This is a genomic window from Synechococcus sp. BA-124 BA4, from assembly GCF_034931165.1.
In genome coordinates this window covers 1-14,797 of the sequence record NZ_JAYGIA010000065.1, presented here as the reverse complement: position 1 = coordinate 14,797, position 14,797 = coordinate 1, and the positions used below count along the sequence as shown (strand labels likewise).

Below are 14,797 nucleotides of genomic sequence, written 5' to 3'. Positions count from 1 at the left end.
GTCACGGCCTCTCCAGGTCGAACCACGCAGGGGATGCCTCATAGCAGGCGGCGTTGCGTTCGTTCTCGCGCGCCTCCACCTTCCAGCAGCAGCTGCGGCCGTCGTCGCGGGCCTGCAGGAGCTCGTTGGCCCAGCACCAGACCAGCTCGGCGCTGCTCTCCATCCCGACGTTGGCCATCACGCGCAGGTCGAGGGCCCCCAGATCGTGCAGCGAGCGCCAGTGCTCCAGCAACGGGTCATCGGCATTCACCAGAAAGGTGTGGTCGAACTGCCCTGCCAGCCGGACCTCCAGCTCCTTGAGGCCCGAGAAATCCACCACGAAGCCGTTGGCATCGAGCTGACGGGCGCGGAACCAGCAGGTGAAGCTGCGGCTGTAGCCATGCACGTAGCGGCAGTGTCCCGGGTGCCTCCACTGGCGGTGGCAGCAGGGATACCCGCTGAACTGTTTCGAGCAGGTGAACAGGGCCATCGCCGGGATGGGAGAGGATCTCAGCAGCCGGACTCCCCTCCTTGGAGGCATCATTTCAGCCCCGCAGCCCGATCGGGGCCGATCCAGTCCCCTGGTTGGATCAGCTGCGCTTCGATGCGGCCGGCCTGATCCCCGCCATCGCCCAGGACTGGCTCGATGGGGCGGTGCTCATGCTGGCCTGGATGAACCTGGAGTCGATCCAGCGGACCCTGGCCACGGGCGAGGTTCACTACTGGAGCCGTTCCAGGTCCGAGCTGTGGCACAAGGGAGCCACCAGTGGTCATCTGCAGCGGCTGAAGGGCCTCCGCTACGACTGCGACAGCGACGTGCTGCTGCTGACGGTGGAGCAGGTGGGCGATGTGGCCTGCCACACGGGCACGCGCAGTTGCTTCTTCACGGCTGTTCCGCCTCAGGCGGTCGGCACGCCGGAGTCGGCCGACCCTCCGGCGGATGCCTGCACCGAGCTCGCCAGGCAGATCAGGGATCGCCGGGATCACCCCGTCGATGGGAGCTACACCAACCGTCTGCTGGAGGGGGGGGACAACCGCATCCTCAAGAAGATCGGTGAGGAGAGTGCCGAGTTCGTGATGGCCTGCAAGGACGACGAGGCCGATGGCATCGCCGGTGAAGCGGCCGATCTGATTTTTCACATCCAGGTGGCCCTGGCCCGGCACGGGGTCGAGTGGCGGCGGGTGCTGGAGGTGCTCGCCGCCCGCCGTGGCGCTCCGCGCCGGAGTTGAAGCCGCGAATAGGGTCGGAGCACTTGCGCCCAGCCCCTTGGTTCCCACGCCCCAGGACCCCTCCGCCAACTGCGGAGGCCGACCGCCGCTCGTGGCCACTGGCGTCGCCCCCCTGGGGATCATCTCGATCGGGATCGTTCCCATGGGGGTGGTGGCCATCGGCGTGGTGCCGATGGGGGTGATCAGCCTCGGGGCTGTCTCGATGGGACTGGTGTCGGCGGCGGTGGTGAACATGGGGGTGCTCACCGCTGGGGTCACCACCATGGGTGTGTGGTGGGCCGGACTCGAAGGTCATGGACTGGTGCGGCTGAACGCACCGGCGACCCCGCCTGTGGCCCTGCCGGTGGATCCGGCCAGGGATCCCGGTCATCAACACCATCAGCACACGCCCTAGGGCGGCAGTCCGAAACGGCTTGGTTGTCGGTACAGCCAGCGCACGGTGGCCCGATCGCGAGCGCTGAGGCTGAGTACCGGCTTGGCGCCGGGTACGGCCGCCATCGCATCGGTGGGCTCATCGCTGTGGCCCCAGAGCCCGATGGCGTGGCCCAGCTCATGCAGCGCGGTGGCCTGAAGGGCGTCCAGTCGCTGATCGGGGCTGAGCAGCACCTCCACACGGGGTTCCAGGCGCCAGGTCCCCTGGCGCTGCACCTCCAGCAGCTCCAGCAGGGCCCGGCCATGGCTGGCCCGACGTCGGCCCTGGGCGTCCAGGAGCGGCGGCCGCCGCCGCTGGATCAGGATCTGGGCCCTGGAGGGATCACTGACCCTCACCAGGGTGAGTTCCGAGGCCCAGCTGGTCAGAGCAGCGTTGACGCCCTGCTGCCAGCGCTGCTCGAATCGGGAGCCGGGCCCCTCTTCCCCGAGGGGCTGCACCCAGACACACCAGCGATCGAGCCGTGGCCAGCCCAGCGGTGTGGCCTCCAGGACGTGCCGGTAGTCGTGGGCTCCGGGCTCCCCGGCTGCTGCTGGGCTCGGGGTGGAAGCCTCGACCTCTGCCGTAGGGGGAGCGGGTCGGGCAGGACGGCTGGCGTCGGCAACGGGGCAGCTCTCCTCTCCTGCTGCAACCGGTGCGACCAGAATCAGGACGCTCAGGACAAGGGTGGCCCGACCTCGACCATGCCGTGACAGAAGGAAGCGGGGCACTGAGCGCCCTCAGCCCGGCAGACCCACACCGCGGGCCATCAGGGTGGCCAGCAGGGGGATGGTGGCGAAACCCACCAGCTCGATGTTGAGAATCCATGCCAGCCGGGTGGCCAGCCCCTGGCTCACCTTGGGCAGCTCGCCCTTGCGCAGGGGCAGGGCCCAGAGGATGTAGGTGACTGTGGGGTAGAGCGAGAGGGCTCCCACACTGAGATACATCCCCACCTTCCACCAGAACAGTGGATTCTCGGTGTAGAAGCTGCTGCCCTGGCCGTAGTGCAGCACCCGCAGGATCCCGCTGAGGAGCACCAGCAGGGCGGCGATCCCGTAGACGATGTCAGTGATCACCATGGTGATGGCCACCGAGCGATCGGGATCCGGCCGGATCAGACGGCGTTCCAGCACCAGGGCTCCGAAGCAGACCATGAAGCTGAGGTAGTGGACATAGGCCACGGCCGCACTGGGCAGCACGCCGGTGGGCAGCACCAGGGCGGCGGGCAGATGAACCAGGGCAGTCATGGCCAGGGCCGTGATCGATCGGGGCCATGACGGTAGCGACCCGGGGGCGGCACTGAGACGCCAGTGCAGACGATCGTCCCGGAGCTCTGTCCTGCAAACCACATTCGAAATTAATTCCGAATACCGAAGCAAGTTGGAAGTTGGAAGCCTTTCAGGTGATTTTGGTTCAATTGAATTTCCGCTCTAGATTCAACAAAGCTTCGAGGTGAGTCATGGCCAGTTCGTTGAGTGCCTTTCTCGGAGAGATCGGACGACATCAACTGCTCACCCCATCCCAGGAGCTCACTCTCGGGCGCAAGGTGCAGGCGATGATCGCGCTCAATGAGCGTTGTGCCCAGGCCGGTGGCTACGGCGAAGCCTGTGAGTACAGCGATGTGGAGCGCCGCACCATCCGCACGGGCGAGCGGGCCAAGGATCAGATGATCACGGCCAATCTGCGCCTGGTGGTGAATCTGGCCAAGCGTTATCAGGGCAAGGGTCTGGATCTTCTCGATCTGATCCAGGAAGGGACCCTGGGGCTGGTGCGGGCCGTCGAGAAGTACGACCCCACTCGCGGTCACCGATTCAGCACTTATGCCTACTGGTGGATTCGTCAGGGACTGAACCGTGCCCTCTCCACCCAGAGCCGCACGATCCGTATCCCGGTGAATGTGAATGAAAAACTCACCAGATTGCGTGCCGCCAAGGCACGCCTTCTGCAGGCCAACGGACTGACCGCCTCACCGAAGGAACTGGCCGCCAGCCTGGATCTTCCCCTCACGGAAGTGGAGGACCTGCTGTCCTGTGAACTGCGCAGTGTCACGGTCAGCCTGCAGGGAGTGGTCAAATCCAAGTCGGATCCCACCGAGCTGGTGGATGTGCTGGCGAGTGATGAAATGCCCCCCATGGAGCGGGCCGAGCTGGCCGAGCGCAGCGCATCGGTGTGGAGATTGCTGGACGTCTCGAACCTCACCCCCCGGGAGCGCACGGTGGTGATGCTGCGTTTCGGGCTTGATGGCGGCCACGAATGGCGCACCCTCGCCGAAGTGGCGCGTCAGCTGGGCTGCAGCCGTGAGTATTGCCGTCAGGTGGTGCAGCGGGCCCTGCGCAAGCTGCGCAAGGCCGGAGTCCAGAGTGGCCTCGTGGAAGCGGGCTAGGGCCGGATCACCGTCCCAAACAGGACTGAAACCGTCCTTGTCCGCTCAGGCTCAGCTGACGATGATGGGGGTGTCCAATGCTCCCAGAGCGAGCTATGGCTCCATCCGACGCCGGCCTTTCCGATTTCTCCGACGGGTCCTCCTCCACAGGAGACTCAGGTTCGGGAGATCAGACCACCGTGGAAGCGGAAGTGCTGGAGAGCACAGTCGTCGATGAAGGAGTGCTGCGACGCCTGTTGCGCCGAGCCGGCAGGGCGATCGCCCTGCCGGCCCTGGAGTGTCTGGAACTGCTGCTGGATGGCAACACCCCGAGCCAGGTTCGGTTGACGATGCTGGCAGCCCTCACCTACCTGCTGCTGCCCTTCGATCTCATCCCCGATTTCATCCCCGCAGCCGGCTTCAGCGATGATCTGGTCGCGCTCACGGCATTGCTTGGCCTGACAGGGCGCCACCTGACCCCCGACATCCGCTCCAGGGCCCGGCGCAAGCTGGATCGCTGGTTTCCTCCCGGTCGTTGATGCCAGACCACAGCACCCCACCCGTCAGCACGGCACCCGTCGCTCCTGGATCCTTCAGCAGCGAAGAGCTGGAGGATCTCCAGACCTTCCTCAAGGACTGGCTGCGCCACCAGGGACGCACTCAGGCCGATCTGCGTCGGGCCCTGAGGGCTGAGTCGATCCGGATGCCGGTGCTGCTCGATCATCTCCTTCAGCTTCACGCCCAGGGGGGACTGAGCGCTCTGGCCGCCCGCCTCTGTGGCATCGAGGAGCTCTGGCAACGCAGTGAGGTGGACGAAGGCCCTTCGAGTGAGGCTGGAGAGATTTCCCCAAGTCAGCTGGATCTCCTGCTTGAGGAGATCCGGCAGGACCGTCGGATCTAGCCTCCGGAAGGCAGAGTGGCATCAGCCACGATGCTTCCCATGGCACCCACGTCCCCACCAACCCTGACGAGCCCAGGTCTGATTCCAGAGTCAGCCGCGCCACTGTGGATGGCGGTCGTCGCCCTGCTCCTCCTGGCCCCTTCAGCCCTGCAGGCCCAGAGCCTGCGTTACCAGCTCGGCCCTGGCAGCAACGTGGGTGAACCCACACAGGTGGAGCCCACCGACTGCGTCACTGATCCCAAGGATGGGTCGGTCACCTGCGGCACCAGGCTCAAGAACCCTCCAGGGGACACCCCTGCTCGACCCCAGTTCGAGCCCTTCAACAACTGATGGCCAGATTCTCCCGTCTCTTCGACGACGGCTCGTTTCTGGCGATTGTCGATCGATTCGAGCGCCAACTGGCCAAGGTGCTCTCGATCCTGCTCTGCGTGGTGCTCATCGCTGCCACCTCACAGCTGATTTATCGGGTGTTTCAGGAGTTCTTCAATCCAGGCACCGGCTGGTTGGGGAATGATCTGATCAAGATCCTCGGTGATGTCCTCACCGTGCTGATCGCCCTGGAGGTGCTTCAGAACGTCACCGCCTACCTGCGCCACCATGTGGTTCAGATCGAGCTGGTGCTGCTCACCGCCCTGACGGCCGTGGCGCGAAAAGTGATCGTGCTTCAGCCCGGTGCCGAAGACAAGCCACTGCTGCTGGTCGGCCTGGGGATCACGGTGGTGAGCCTGTCGGCAGGCTACTGGCTGGTGCGCTCCTCCACCCTGATGGAGAAGACGTCCAGAAGAGGGCGAGCCAAAGTGTTCCGGGATCCGGATCAGTAGCCACCACCCGGTGGCGGCGACGGGGCGTGATCAGGAGGCTGTCGCCTATGGCCAGATCACGCGCTTCGGCCTCATCCTCGAAGCGCAACCTGGCACTGCCGCGAAGCAGCAGCACCCACTCGGTCTCCGGCTGGTCGTACCACCGGCCCAAGGCGGTGCTGTGGGCACAGGAGTGAATCCGCTCCAGCCGCAGGCCCGGGCCCTCCAGCAGGACATCCATCCGTTCCTCTCCCGCTGGAGGACAGGGGCTGTCCAGCAGATTGTCCTGTCCTGCAGTCGCCCCTGGCCCGGGGACCGGTTCTCCCCAGCGCCTGCCGATCTCATAGCCCTGGGCCCGCGCCAGGGCCACCACCTCGTGGTGGCTGGAGCAGGCTGCGAGGGCCGCGCGCAGGTCGGGCCGTGCTTCGCTCTGGGCCACGAAGGCGTTGAGCTGGCGCACTTTCTCGAGAAAGGCCTGCAGCTGCTCCTCGGCCATGGCAGGGCGCTCAGTCGTGCGGCAGATCCTTGACCATACGGAAGCGGCGAAAGGGTACCGAGGCGATCGTGAGCTCCTCGATCCAGTCCACGCACCAGCCCTGCCGCTCGAACAAGGGGCGCGAGAGGAAGCTGGCCTCGGTGCGCAGCCGCCTGCTGCCGTAGCCCCTGGCGAGGGCTTCGAGGGCCTGCAGCAGGGCTGTGGCCCGTCCCTGGCGGCTGGCCCGTCCCCGGCAGTAGAGCAGTGAGATCCGATCGGCTGGCTCCAGCACCGCAAAGGCCTCGATCACCGAGCCGGCGCCGGAGCAGCTGGCCAGTCCCACACCCTGCTCCAGGATGGTGGCCAGGCTGGAGTTCTCGAGCACCACATCCGCCCAGGCCTTCACCTGTTCAGGGGTGTAGAGAAGCGGGGCCTGGCTGAGCACCGCGTCGCGGTACACCTCGCGGACCGCTTCGAGATCGTGGGGGGTGAGCGGTCGCAGGCTAGGCATGGGGAGACCCCTGGCTGGCTGTTCGGAAGGTATCGGGGCCGCCCAACAATTTGAGACAACTTTGCCGGTGGAGGCTGGTATTCGCCCGGTGTCGCGCGGCCTGCTATATAGCGTGGATTCAGGTTCAGCGTTCGCCCGTGCCCACACGGTGAGCGCCAGGGATCGCCATGGCCGACTCACGACCGCTCAGCATCGGTGAACTGGAAGCGGGCTTTTCGGCCTATTGCCAGGCCCTCAGGCGGCTGGTGGCCGACGGACGCAGCCTCGAGCGCATCGAGCGCACGCTCTGCTGGCACAACCTCAGCGCCCTGCACGGCTCGCTGCCCCACCGGTACCGCTCCCCGGAGGATCTGTACCGCCGCTATCTGCGGGCCCTGTCGTCTGAACAGCGGTCAGACTGAACGTCCTGGCACGACGCGAGCCCGGATGTCCTCGATCCATTCACCCACCTCAGGACCACCGGCCTGGCGCCGCTGGCTTGGGTTCCTGGCGTTGCTTGGCCTGCTGCTGCTGCTCTGGTGGCCCCGGCCGGTGTGGGGTGACACGGCGGCGGTTTCCGGCGAGAGCCTGTTCGCGAACCACTGCGCCGGTTGCCACATCAACGGCGGTAACATCCTGCGCCGCGGCAAGACCCTCAAGCTCAAGGTTCTGGAGCGCAACGGCATCACAGGGCCAGAGGCCATCGCCTCTATCGCCTCCACTGGTCTGGGCCAGATGTCGGGCTATGGAGAGGTGCTTGGACCAGGGGGAGCTGAGGCGGTGGCTGCCTGGGTGTGGCAGCAGGCGCTGCAGAACTGGGCGTCACCGACACCGCCCAGCGCAGGTCCAACAGCGTGATGAACCGAAGGTTGCTGCGGGAGTTCAGAAGGCCTGAATCCAGGGATACACCTCGACGCTGGTCCAGATCCCCTGCTTCCAGTAGATATCCCCTTTCACCAGGGCCTCCACCTGCTCCTGGTTCTCGGCTTCATAGAGACCGAACACCCGGGTGGTGCAGGCGGTGGGCCCGAGGGTGAGCAGCACCCCCTCCTCCTTCTGCAGCTGAAGCCCCGCCAGATGCTCGTCCCGGAAGGGCCCGCGCCGCTCGAGAGCATCGGAGCTGTAGGTGCCCCAGAGGACGAATTTGGCCATCGATTGCCCCTGTGGGACTGCTTCCGCTGGGGAAGGTTAAGGGTGCGCTGGGTTGTGGAACCACCGAACTCCCTGATCTCAGCCCTTCACGCCCCGGCCCAGGAGCAGGTCGCGCGCGCCGTTGACCAGCTGCATGGTGTCGTGCTGGCCGCCGCGGTCGGGATGGTGCTCGGCGGCTGCCAGCTTCCAGGCACGGGTCACGGCGCTGGGGGTGATGCGGCCGCAGCGGGGCAGGTGCAGGCGTTGGCGGGCGACGATGGCGTCGAGGTCGGGGTGCTTGCCGAGGGGACCCCAGTCCGCCTTGCTCAGGACCGGATGGCGTTTCCTGCCTCCCTTGGTCGGGTTTTTGGAGCGGCCGTTCCTGGTTCGTGTGGCCTTGCTGGCCCCGAACCCCTTGCTCGGCTCCTGCTCAGCTCGCCGGCTGCGCGCCAGGGGGGAGACAGGTTCACGCAGCGTCTGAGGCATCTCCATCACCGTTCGTGAGTCAAGCCTGATGCATCACCAGCCACGGGCTCAGTTGAACGTCATGGGCAGCCGGGTCCCAGGTGTTCATCCCCGAACAGTGACTACAGAACAATGACTGCTTGTCAAGCCGCCGAAATACTCCGTTACGTTGCTTGGCAGTCCGGGTTCTCCCACGGCCGCCGTCACCCTTTTGTTCAACAACCTGCGGCCTCCAAGCACCGGGGCCCGGACAGTCCAGTGAACTCCCCACATCCCATGACTCTCCACCAAGGACAGATGGTCCGGCTCACCAGCAGCCCTGATCACACCTATCAGGTGCTCAGCATCGACCTCGACTCCAGGACCTGCTGGGTGCGCCGCTGGCCCCTCTCCCGCCATGGCTCACCAGCCTTTGCCCTGACACTCGATCAGCTCCAGGTGCTCGACACCGCCAGGGCCTGATCTCTCCCTCCGTGTCTGACCTCCCGATTCAAGGAGACCCCGTTGTGATTCCCATCCGTTACCTGATCTGTTCCCGCCTCCTGGGCGGCACCACCCGCCTGCTCCTGGTTGGAGCGCTCACGGCCACCCTCGGCGAACTGCTCGTGCACACCGGCCTCTGATCGCCGCGCTGCTTAAGTGCAGGCAGCTCTGAACCAGGACATGAACCTGGCCGACGCGCCGCTCGATCAGCCGCTGGAGCTGCTCAGCCTCCCCAGTCGTCCCAGCCTCGGGAATCGCCTGCGTGCCATGGGGGTGAAGCCGGGCTGCCACCTCGTGGTGGTGCGCCGCGGGCGCCCGGGAGGCATCCTGCACCTGCGCATGGGCCTGCTGGATTTCATGCTGCGCCGTGGGGACGCCGCCCAGATGGAGGCCCTTCCCCTCAGTCCAACCCCAGGCGAAGACCCCCCTGGTACAGGAGGAAGGCCATCACCCAGGCCAGGCTGAACGACCACACCAGTGACAGTGCCACGAAGCGGCCGCTGCGGCTTTCCCTCAGCTGCACCGCCACCGTGGAGAGGCAGGGGGTGTACAGAAGGGTGAACATCATGAAACTGAGGGCCTGCAGCGGTCGGATCGCCCCCACCACCGCGCCGGCCAGCGCACTCTCGCGGGTGGCGTAGATGACTGCCATGGCCCCCAGCAGGATTTCCTTGGCGATGAAGCCGAAGATCAGGGAGATGGTCAGCTCAGGAGTCATGCCGATCGGTCCCAGCAGCGGTTGCACCAGTCGACCGATCTGACCCGCCAGTGACTGTCCGGAGAGGTGATCCACCCCTGGGGGAAGGTTGTTGAGCAGCCAGATGGCGATGACCCCCAGGATGATGAAGCGGCGGGTGGTGAAGAAGAAGGTCACCATTTCACGCCAGGCCCGGCTGAACACCGTTCCCAGGCTGGGAGTCCGGTAAGGGGGCAATTCCAGGACGAACCCCCCCTGGCTCGGGAACACCCGTTTGAACAGAAGGGCGGTGAGAACAGCCGCTGCGAAACTGACCATGTAGAAGCCGAAGATCACCGCCCCAGCTGCCCACCAGGGCCTTGGAAAGAAAGCTCCGGCCATGAAGACGAACACCGTGAGCCTGGCCTGGCAGAGCGAAAACGGGATCATCAGCATTGCCAGCCAGCGCTGGGGCCTCTCACGGATCACCCGGGTGCCCATGATGGCCGGCACATTGCAGCCGAAGCCCATGATCTGCAGCACGAAGCTGCGGCCATCGAGCCCCAGTGCATGCATCACTCCATCCATCAGAAAGGCCGAACGGGCCAGATATCCCGAGTCTTCGATCAGGGCGATCATCATGTAAAAAAGAAAGATGATCGGCATGAAGCTGATCACGGTGGTGGCACCCATCCACAGCCCTTCACTGAGTAACCGACGGAAAAAATCCGGCAGGCCCAGGCCCTGCAGGGCCGGTTGCAGCAGCTGGGCCTCCAGAGCGTCGAACAGCGTTCCCAGCCAGGACTGGATCGGTCCGCCCACGGCATAGATCAGCTGAAACACAGCCAGCATCACCACAAAGAAACTGAGGAGTCCCAGGAGTGGGTGCAACAGCACCCGATCGAGACGGTCCTGCCGGGGATCCCGGTTGGGTCGGTCGTGACCCTTGATGCAGCCCTCCACCAGCTGCGCCTGCTGTGCCTCCAGCTCCGCTTCGGGCAGCAGCCGGGTGGGCGCGGGCTGCAGCTGATCAAGGCCGTGGATGCACTCCAGCAGCGTGTCCAGTCCCTCGCCCTGACGGGCGCTGAGCAACAGCACCGGCAGCCCCAGGTCGGCAGACAGGCGCTGATGGTCGATCCTCACGCCGAAGCGCTGCGCTTCATCGGCCATGTTCAACGCCAGGATCAGGGGCAGTCCGGTGGCCTGAAGCTCCAACGCCAGTCTCAGCTGGGTATCGGCATGGCTGGCGTTGAGCACCACCACCGCCAGATCGGGGCGAGTGGCGCCCAGGAAGCGGCGCACCACAGCTTCATCCTCACTGTCGCCGCGCAGGTCGTGGATGCCGGGCAGATCGATCAGGTCGTAGGGGCGGCCGGCGACATCGGCGGGCAGGGCACCGCGCATCAGCTCCACCGTGAGCCCAGGCCAGTTGGCCACGTGGGCATGGCCTCCAGTGAGCTTGTTGTAGAGCGTCGATTTGCCGGTGTTGGGCAGCCCCAGCAGAGCCACCTGCACCGCAGGGGCACTGGTCATGGCCGAGGGTCAGAGGCTGCTGCGGCCTGCCGGCGGAACACCAGCAGCCTGTTGTTGGCCGGCATCGCCAGATCGTCGATGGCCTGCAATCCGCAGCCTGCGGCCATGACGGTGAGCTCATGAGCGTCGCGAACCCCCATGGCGGGATCAAGGCTGCGCAGATGCTGATCAAACGCGACGTTGCTGGAGCTGGTGTGACGGCCGCCGTCGTGAAAGGGGCCGTACAGCAGCAGCAGACCTGACTCCCGCAACACCCGGGCGCTGCCCTCGAGCAACTTCGGCACAGCGCTCCAGGGCATGATGTGAATGGTGTTGGCACTGAACACCGCGTCGAAGGGTCCTTCAGGCCAGTGCGGCTGGAGCACGTCAAGTTCGGTGGGAGGGAGAAGCCAGCCCAGAGGCCCGTTGGCCTGGCCCTCCAGCTGACAGCGTCGGCGCAGATCGCTCAGGTTGATGGCCCGCTCACTGGGCTGCCACACCACCGGCAGATGCCGGCAGATGTGCACGGCGTGCTGGCCGGTGCCGGAACCCACCTCCAGCACCCGCTGGCCCCTCTCCAACCACTGACGCAGCACCTCCAGGATCGGTCCCTTGTTGCGTTCGCAGGCCTCCGAACAGGGAAGAGAAAAGCTCAACTCGTCGGCTGCCATGGCCGGTCTCAGGCGTCGAGGGCCTTGCGCAGCCCGGCGATGAAGTCCGCGGCCGCTGCCGCGGGATCCGAGCCCTGCTCATGGGCCGCTGCCATCACGTTCACCAGAGCGCTGCCCACGATGGCTCCATCCGCTCCCCAGTCACGGACCTGACGGGCCTGCTCGGGGCCCGAGATGCCGAAGCCCACCGCCACCGGTCGTGGACCCAGGCCCTTGAGCTGCTGCACCAGATCACCCACCCGGCTCTCCAGACTCGTGCGAACCCCCGTGACCCCCGTGACGCTCACCAGGTAGGTGAACCCCCGGCTGGCCTCGGCAATCCTCGCCATCCTCCCGGCGGGGGTGGTGGGGGCCACCAGAAGCACCAGATCGAGGCCGTGGCTGGTGGCGATGGGTGAGAGACGCTCCGCTTCCTCCAGGGGCAGGTCGGGCACCACCAGTCCGGCAGCACCGGCGGCGGCGGCCTCTCGGCAGAAGGTCTCGAGACCGCGGTTGAGCAGCGGGTTGGTGTAAGTGAAGAGCACCACGGGCAGAGTCAGCTCTCCCTTCAGGCTGGCGAGCATCTCCAGCACCCCAGTGGGGGTGGTGCCGGCGGCGAGGGCCCGGCCGGCGGCGGCCTGGATCACCGGTCCGTCCGCCAGAGGATCGCTGTAGGGAATGCCCAGCTCGATCAGATCGCTGCCCTCGGACTGCAGGGCCAGAAGGGTGGCCCGGGTCGTGGCCAGGTCGGGATCCCCGGCCATCAGGAACGGCATCAGGGCGCAGCGGCCCTGCTGCAGGAGCCCGGTGAAGCACCGCTGGATGGGGGTGCTGGCGACGGTGGCTGGAGCTGCGCTCATCAGGGCCGAGGGGCGGAGGCGGGCATCCTCCGAGCCTATGGGGTCAGGCTGCGGCGTCGTCCTTCCACTGCCCGATCTCGCGAAGCAGCTTCTCCTGCTCAGCAGGGCTGAGGGCATCGAATTCCTTCTGCAGCTCTTCGGTGGTGAGGGCATCGAAGGCGGCGCGATAGCGGCGTCGCTGCTCCATGAAACTCATCTTTCCGGTGACCACCCTCAGCAGGTAGGTCCCCGTCCAGCCCATCACCAGCAGAATCAGCAGCGCCTCCGCGGCGATGCCGGCGGAAAACCCTTCGAAGCCCGCCGCTTTGAAACCCGCGTAGCCGAGCCCGCCGGCCAGGAACACCCCCAGCCCGATCAGCAGTGCCTGGCCCCGATTCATTCCCCCTGACCCGCCATGCGCAGATTCAGGAAGGGGGCGAACAGAATCAGGCCGGGGAAGAACAGAAACACCAGGCCGTAGACCGCTGTGCGCTCGATCTTGCCCATCACGGTCCAGCGCTTGTGCATCCAGGCATAGAGGGCCAGGGGCACCACCACCAGGTAGGCCCCGCCGAGAACCAGATAGGCGCCGAGCACGAGCAGAGTGTCGGGGGGGATCGACCCCGGGTCGATGGTGATGGAGCTCAGCAACCCGGGCAGCAGCACGACCGTGGAGGCAACGTACCGCGAATCTAGGATCCCAGAGCCGGGGGCATGGCGGAATTGGTAGACGCAGCGGACTTAAAATCCGCAGACGGCGACGTTGTGGGGGTTCAAGTCCCCCTGCCCCCATCACCCAGAACCACTGCAGCACAGTGAATCAGCTGGATCAAGCGAATTGGCGACTTCTGAGCCACTGGTCACGCTTTGATCAGAAAAAAGCCCAATGACGACCAGAGTGGTCATGGTTTCGCTCGGGGGCCCGTGCCTGTCAATGAACCCAATCTCGGGCGCATCAACAGGGCTCAGCGGGATCTTGGCAGTCAGGTCTCTCGCAAGGTCACACAGTGCATCGTGAAAACCGTTGACAGCCAGGCTGACGCCTCGACTGAACTGTTGCTGCTGTGGCCCGTTCTGCAGGCAGGCCTGTCAGGAAGCGCAAGGGGAGAGAGGCCGGCCAGAGCCGTGGCAGTGGAGTGTGGCGGGGAAGAAGTCACTTGGGGATGAGCTGGTGGTGATCACCGTCAGTCACCACCCATCGCGCACACCGCGGCAGTGCCTGCTGGCGCTCGGTCAGCTCTCGGATGCCTTCCGGAAGTGGCAGGAGGAGCTGCGGTGCAGCAGTGTCCGGTCACCCAGCGGAAAACGGTTCCTCGCTGCCAGACCTCCCTGGCGGGTCTGCCGTCCGGGCAGGAACACCAGCAGCAGAGACCAAGGGCAGCGGCAAGCGATCCGGAGCAGGCCGGTATGGAGCAGCTCAGGCTCAGCCGGTTTCTGGGGAATCTGCAGTTGTTGCGACAGGGGAGCCAACCGCTGCAGGAACCCTGGCAGAAACTGCCCTGCAACCAGGGCCGAACACCAGAGCAGATCGAGCAGTGGGTTGAGGGAGTCGACGATGAACGTCGCAGAGACCCTCAGGCGGCTGATCATGCTGGACCCCGGCGCCCACCACGAGAGTCGGCTGCACTCGATGGAGCGGTGCGTCAGGGAATGGAGAACCGACTGAGCAGCGCGGCGGCTGGGGACGATGCAATCAGCCGGTCATGTTGCGCGGAAAATGAAAACGACCAATCCACTCGCGATACCGTTTTGAGGCAGCACATTGTGAAGGGTTCCCATGGAACTGGACAGGCCTCCCCCTAGAGGAAGGACAAGTTCATCATGGAAGCCTGCGAGCTGCCGATCCTTCTCAGTGGCGACAAGGCGGCCAACCCTCGGGCACATACTCCACGCCCTCGTCTCTTGCATGACTGACGTGACCCCTTTATCGGACCAGGCCTTATGAGAGTGGGTGGTTGTGGTCATGCTGCAGCTCTCTGTTGAGCTGCCTCCAGGGACGTCAGCCCCTGGAGGTCGAATGCGGCCTGAGTGAGTTGTACTCCCAGCCCCTACGATCGACCAGGATCTGAGCCTCAGGAGCCGTGGTGAACAACACGGTGGGTAGCGCCCCTCCGAGTGGTGTAACTCAGGAGGTCCTGTGACCCTCTCCGGAGGGTGAACAGGAGCAGTCAGGGGATGACTGCTTGGAAGCTGATTGCGCAGCTCCATTGATCCATTATGAACCCTGATCGCTGAATTGGCAACTCAGCGATCGATGTGTTCTGTGTAGGGACTCCTGAAAAACGGCCGACTCCATATCTCGCCGTAACGGGCGTCTGAGCTGGACTTGTGCAGGCTATGCCCACGTCTATGCGGTGACTGGCCAATCGTTCCAGCTTTCGTCGGTAAAGGCCCA

Annotated in this window: 25 protein-coding genes and 1 tRNA gene; 13 read left to right on the top strand and 13 right to left on the bottom strand. The window is 65.4% G+C overall.

Going from position 1 to position 14,797, the window contains the following annotated elements; translation table 11 throughout:
• Window position 1: 1 nt before the first annotated feature.
• The gene (locus tag VB734_RS07170; protein WP_197164353.1) at window positions 2-469 is read right to left on the bottom strand and encodes a 6-carboxytetrahydropterin synthase; all 468 of its coding nucleotides are present in this window, start codon (window positions 467-469) and stop codon (window positions 2-4) included.
• Between the two features lie 41 nt (window positions 470-510).
• On the opposite strand from VB734_RS07170, the gene hisIE reads away from it, so the two are divergent.
• Together hisIE and VB734_RS07160 are read left to right on the top strand one after the other, a co-directional pair.
• Window positions 511-1,209 carry a bifunctional phosphoribosyl-AMP cyclohydrolase/phosphoribosyl-ATP diphosphatase HisIE gene (hisIE, locus tag VB734_RS07165; RefSeq protein ID WP_370594561.1) on the top strand — a complete coding sequence of 233 codons (699 nt, stop codon included), beginning with the start codon at window positions 511-513 and terminating at the stop codon, window positions 1,207-1,209.
• A gap of 37 nt (window positions 1,210-1,246) precedes the next feature.
• Window positions 1,247-1,603, top strand: a complete 357-nt coding sequence (locus VB734_RS07160) for a hypothetical protein (protein ID WP_370594562.1) — start codon at window positions 1,247-1,249, stop codon at window positions 1,601-1,603.
• Here the strand turns inward: VB734_RS07160 and VB734_RS07155 are convergent.
• Both VB734_RS07155 and VB734_RS07150 read right to left on the bottom strand, forming a co-directional pair.
• The gene (locus VB734_RS07155; protein WP_231594740.1) at window positions 1,600-2,349 is read right to left on the bottom strand and encodes a matrixin family metalloprotease; all 750 of its coding nucleotides are present in this window, start codon (window positions 2,347-2,349) and stop codon (window positions 1,600-1,602) included. The two genes, VB734_RS07160 and VB734_RS07155, sit on opposite strands and share 4 nt — an antisense overlap.
• Window positions 2,350-2,358: 9 nt before the next feature.
• Window positions 2,359-2,865 (bottom strand): DUF2214 family protein, encoded by a 507-nt coding sequence (locus VB734_RS07150; RefSeq protein WP_197164355.1) that lies wholly within the window; start codon window positions 2,863-2,865, stop codon window positions 2,359-2,361.
• Between the two features lie 212 nt (window positions 2,866-3,077).
• Between VB734_RS07150 and VB734_RS07145 the strand changes: the two genes are divergently transcribed.
• The 5 genes from VB734_RS07145 to VB734_RS07125 all read left to right on the top strand — a co-directional run bounded on the left by VB734_RS07145 (window position 3,078) and on the right by VB734_RS07125 (window position 5,702).
• A complete protein-coding gene (locus tag VB734_RS07145; RefSeq protein WP_197164357.1) occupies window positions 3,078-4,001 on the top strand; it encodes a sigma-70 family RNA polymerase sigma factor in 924 nt (307 codons plus the stop codon).
• A 95-nt stretch (window positions 4,002-4,096) separates the two neighbouring features.
• Complete coding sequence (locus VB734_RS07140; RefSeq protein ID WP_231594741.1) at window positions 4,097-4,519, top strand: YkvA family protein; 423 nt, start codon at window positions 4,097-4,099, stop codon at window positions 4,517-4,519.
• The gene (locus tag VB734_RS07135; protein WP_197164359.1) at window positions 4,519-4,881 is read left to right on the top strand and encodes a hypothetical protein; all 363 of its coding nucleotides are present in this window, start codon (window positions 4,519-4,521) and stop codon (window positions 4,879-4,881) included. Before VB734_RS07140 ends, VB734_RS07135 begins: the two co-directional genes overlap by 1 nt.
• A gap of 108 nt (window positions 4,882-4,989) precedes the next feature.
• The gene (locus VB734_RS07130) at window positions 4,990-5,211 is read left to right on the top strand and encodes a hypothetical protein (protein WP_197164361.1); all 222 of its coding nucleotides are present in this window, start codon (window positions 4,990-4,992) and stop codon (window positions 5,209-5,211) included.
• The gene (locus tag VB734_RS07125; RefSeq protein ID WP_197164363.1) at window positions 5,211-5,702 is read left to right on the top strand and encodes a phosphate-starvation-inducible PsiE family protein; all 492 of its coding nucleotides are present in this window, start codon (window positions 5,211-5,213) and stop codon (window positions 5,700-5,702) included. The genes VB734_RS07130 and VB734_RS07125 overlap by 1 nt, the downstream gene beginning before the upstream one ends.
• Here VB734_RS07125 and VB734_RS07120 read toward each other — a convergent pair.
• Together VB734_RS07120 and VB734_RS07115 are read right to left on the bottom strand one after the other, a co-directional pair.
• Window positions 5,593-6,177 carry a Nif11 domain/cupin domain-containing protein gene (locus VB734_RS07120; RefSeq protein WP_197164365.1) on the bottom strand — a complete coding sequence of 195 codons (585 nt, stop codon included), beginning with the start codon at window positions 6,175-6,177 and terminating at the stop codon, window positions 5,593-5,595. The genes VB734_RS07125 and VB734_RS07120 overlap by 110 nt on opposite strands.
• Before the next feature lie 10 nt (window positions 6,178-6,187).
• On the bottom strand, window positions 6,188-6,667 hold the full coding sequence (locus VB734_RS07115) for a GNAT family N-acetyltransferase (RefSeq protein WP_197164367.1): 480 nt from the start codon (window positions 6,665-6,667) through the stop codon (window positions 6,188-6,190).
• A 167-nt stretch (window positions 6,668-6,834) separates the two neighbouring features.
• Between VB734_RS07115 and VB734_RS07110 the strand changes: the two genes are divergently transcribed.
• Both VB734_RS07110 and VB734_RS07105 read left to right on the top strand, forming a co-directional pair.
• Window positions 6,835-7,068, top strand: coding sequence for a DUF3136 domain-containing protein (locus VB734_RS07110; protein WP_197164369.1), 234 nt, complete (start codon window positions 6,835-6,837; stop codon window positions 7,066-7,068).
• Between the two features lie 25 nt (window positions 7,069-7,093).
• Window positions 7,094-7,504 carry a c-type cytochrome gene (locus tag VB734_RS07105; RefSeq protein ID WP_197164371.1) on the top strand — a complete coding sequence of 137 codons (411 nt, stop codon included), beginning with the start codon at window positions 7,094-7,096 and terminating at the stop codon, window positions 7,502-7,504.
• A 24-nt stretch (window positions 7,505-7,528) separates the two neighbouring features.
• Here the strand turns inward: VB734_RS07105 and VB734_RS07100 are convergent, their stop codons facing one another.
• Together VB734_RS07100 and VB734_RS07095 are read right to left on the bottom strand one after the other, a co-directional pair.
• Window positions 7,529-7,798, bottom strand: coding sequence for a YciI family protein (locus VB734_RS07100; RefSeq protein ID WP_197164373.1), 270 nt, complete (start codon window positions 7,796-7,798; stop codon window positions 7,529-7,531).
• A 78-nt stretch (window positions 7,799-7,876) separates the two neighbouring features.
• The gene (locus VB734_RS07095; protein ID WP_197164374.1) at window positions 7,877-8,263 is read right to left on the bottom strand and encodes a molecular chaperone DnaJ; all 387 of its coding nucleotides are present in this window, start codon (window positions 8,261-8,263) and stop codon (window positions 7,877-7,879) included.
• A 276-nt stretch (window positions 8,264-8,539) separates the two neighbouring features.
• Here VB734_RS07095 and VB734_RS07090 point away from each other — a divergent pair, with 276 nt between their 5' ends.
• From VB734_RS07090 to VB734_RS07080, 3 genes are read left to right on the top strand one after another with little or no spacing between them, the layout of a single operon-like run.
• The gene (locus VB734_RS07090) at window positions 8,540-8,704 is read left to right on the top strand and encodes a hypothetical protein (protein ID WP_322781462.1); all 165 of its coding nucleotides are present in this window, start codon (window positions 8,540-8,542) and stop codon (window positions 8,702-8,704) included.
• Between the two features lie 11 nt (window positions 8,705-8,715).
• On the top strand, window positions 8,716-8,865 hold the full coding sequence (locus VB734_RS07085) for a hypothetical protein (protein WP_197164378.1): 150 nt from the start codon (window positions 8,716-8,718) through the stop codon (window positions 8,863-8,865).
• Between the two features lie 16 nt (window positions 8,866-8,881).
• Window positions 8,882-9,190 carry a FeoA family protein gene (locus VB734_RS07080; RefSeq protein WP_231594742.1) on the top strand — a complete coding sequence of 103 codons (309 nt, stop codon included), beginning with the start codon at window positions 8,882-8,884 and terminating at the stop codon, window positions 9,188-9,190.
• Here the strand turns inward: VB734_RS07080 and feoB are convergent.
• The 5 genes from feoB to VB734_RS07055 are packed head-to-tail and all read right to left on the bottom strand — an operon-like array spanning window position 9,126 to window position 13,053.
• Window positions 9,126-10,934, bottom strand: a complete 1,809-nt coding sequence (feoB, locus tag VB734_RS07075) for a ferrous iron transport protein B (RefSeq protein WP_197164380.1) — start codon at window positions 10,932-10,934, stop codon at window positions 9,126-9,128. The genes VB734_RS07080 and feoB overlap by 65 nt on opposite strands.
• On the bottom strand, window positions 10,931-11,584 hold the full coding sequence (locus tag VB734_RS07070) for a DUF938 domain-containing protein (protein WP_197164382.1): 654 nt from the start codon (window positions 11,582-11,584) through the stop codon (window positions 10,931-10,933). Before VB734_RS07070 ends, feoB begins: the two co-directional genes overlap by 4 nt.
• Window positions 11,585-11,592: 8 nt before the next feature.
• The gene (gene trpA, locus VB734_RS07065; RefSeq protein WP_197164384.1) at window positions 11,593-12,423 is read right to left on the bottom strand and encodes a tryptophan synthase subunit alpha; all 831 of its coding nucleotides are present in this window, start codon (window positions 12,421-12,423) and stop codon (window positions 11,593-11,595) included.
• Between the two features lie 43 nt (window positions 12,424-12,466).
• The gene (locus tag VB734_RS07060) at window positions 12,467-12,802 is read right to left on the bottom strand and encodes a DUF3007 family protein (protein ID WP_197164386.1); all 336 of its coding nucleotides are present in this window, start codon (window positions 12,800-12,802) and stop codon (window positions 12,467-12,469) included.
• Window positions 12,799-13,053 carry an NAD(P)H-quinone oxidoreductase subunit L gene (locus VB734_RS07055; RefSeq protein WP_304623246.1) on the bottom strand — a complete coding sequence of 85 codons (255 nt, stop codon included), beginning with the start codon at window positions 13,051-13,053 and terminating at the stop codon, window positions 12,799-12,801. The genes VB734_RS07060 and VB734_RS07055 overlap by 4 nt, the downstream gene beginning before the upstream one ends.
• A 57-nt stretch (window positions 13,054-13,110) precedes the next feature.
• Between VB734_RS07055 and VB734_RS07050 the strand changes: the two genes are divergently transcribed.
• Window positions 13,111-13,194: transfer RNA gene (locus VB734_RS07050), tRNA-Leu, on the top strand.
• A 441-nt stretch (window positions 13,195-13,635) separates the two neighbouring features.
• Here VB734_RS07050 and VB734_RS07045 read toward each other — a convergent pair.
• The gene (locus VB734_RS07045; RefSeq protein ID WP_197164388.1) at window positions 13,636-13,992 is read right to left on the bottom strand and encodes a hypothetical protein; all 357 of its coding nucleotides are present in this window, start codon (window positions 13,990-13,992) and stop codon (window positions 13,636-13,638) included.
• Between the last annotated feature and the right edge of the window lie 805 nt (window positions 13,993-14,797).

Bases quoted from the DNA above. Each gene is read 5' to 3' on its own strand.
- VB734_RS07170 (WP_197164353.1), bottom strand. From the start codon at position 469: ATGGCCCTGTTCACCTGCTCGAAACAGTTCAGCGGGTATCCCTGCTGC.
- VB734_RS07150 (WP_197164355.1), bottom strand. From the start codon at position 2,865: ATGACTGCCCTGGTTCATCTGCCCGCCGCCCTGGTGCTGCCCACCGGC.
- VB734_RS07145 (WP_197164357.1), top strand. From the start codon at position 3,078: ATGGCCAGTTCGTTGAGTGCCTTTCTCGGAGAGATCGGACGACATCAA.
- VB734_RS07140 (WP_231594741.1), top strand. From the start codon at position 4,097: ATGGCTCCATCCGACGCCGGCCTTTCCGATTTCTCCGACGGGTCCTCC.
- VB734_RS07135 (WP_197164359.1), top strand. From the start codon at position 4,519: ATGCCAGACCACAGCACCCCACCCGTCAGCACGGCACCCGTCGCTCCT.
- VB734_RS07130 (WP_197164361.1), top strand. From the start codon at position 4,990: ATGGCGGTCGTCGCCCTGCTCCTCCTGGCCCCTTCAGCCCTGCAGGCC.
- VB734_RS07125 (WP_197164363.1), top strand. From the start codon at position 5,211: ATGGCCAGATTCTCCCGTCTCTTCGACGACGGCTCGTTTCTGGCGATT.
- VB734_RS07120 (WP_197164365.1), bottom strand. From the start codon at position 6,177: ATGGCCGAGGAGCAGCTGCAGGCCTTTCTCGAGAAAGTGCGCCAGCTC.
- VB734_RS07115 (WP_197164367.1), bottom strand. From the start codon at position 6,667: ATGCCTAGCCTGCGACCGCTCACCCCCCACGATCTCGAAGCGGTCCGC.
- VB734_RS07110 (WP_197164369.1), top strand. From the start codon at position 6,835: ATGGCCGACTCACGACCGCTCAGCATCGGTGAACTGGAAGCGGGCTTT.
- VB734_RS07105 (WP_197164371.1), top strand. From the start codon at position 7,094: ATGTCCTCGATCCATTCACCCACCTCAGGACCACCGGCCTGGCGCCGC.
- VB734_RS07100 (WP_197164373.1), bottom strand. From the start codon at position 7,798: ATGGCCAAATTCGTCCTCTGGGGCACCTACAGCTCCGATGCTCTCGAG.
- VB734_RS07095 (WP_197164374.1), bottom strand. From the start codon at position 8,263: ATGCCTCAGACGCTGCGTGAACCTGTCTCCCCCCTGGCGCGCAGCCGG.
- VB734_RS07090 (WP_322781462.1), top strand. From the start codon at position 8,540: ATGGTCCGGCTCACCAGCAGCCCTGATCACACCTATCAGGTGCTCAGC.
- feoB (WP_197164380.1), bottom strand. From the start codon at position 10,934: ATGACCAGTGCCCCTGCGGTGCAGGTGGCTCTGCTGGGGCTGCCCAAC.
- VB734_RS07070 (WP_197164382.1), bottom strand. From the start codon at position 11,584: ATGGCAGCCGACGAGTTGAGCTTTTCTCTTCCCTGTTCGGAGGCCTGC.
- trpA (WP_197164384.1), bottom strand. From the start codon at position 12,423: ATGAGCGCAGCTCCAGCCACCGTCGCCAGCACCCCCATCCAGCGGTGC.
- VB734_RS07060 (WP_197164386.1), bottom strand. From the start codon at position 12,802: ATGAATCGGGGCCAGGCACTGCTGATCGGGCTGGGGGTGTTCCTGGCC.
- VB734_RS07045 (WP_197164388.1), bottom strand. From the start codon at position 13,992: ATGATCAGCCGCCTGAGGGTCTCTGCGACGTTCATCGTCGACTCCCTC.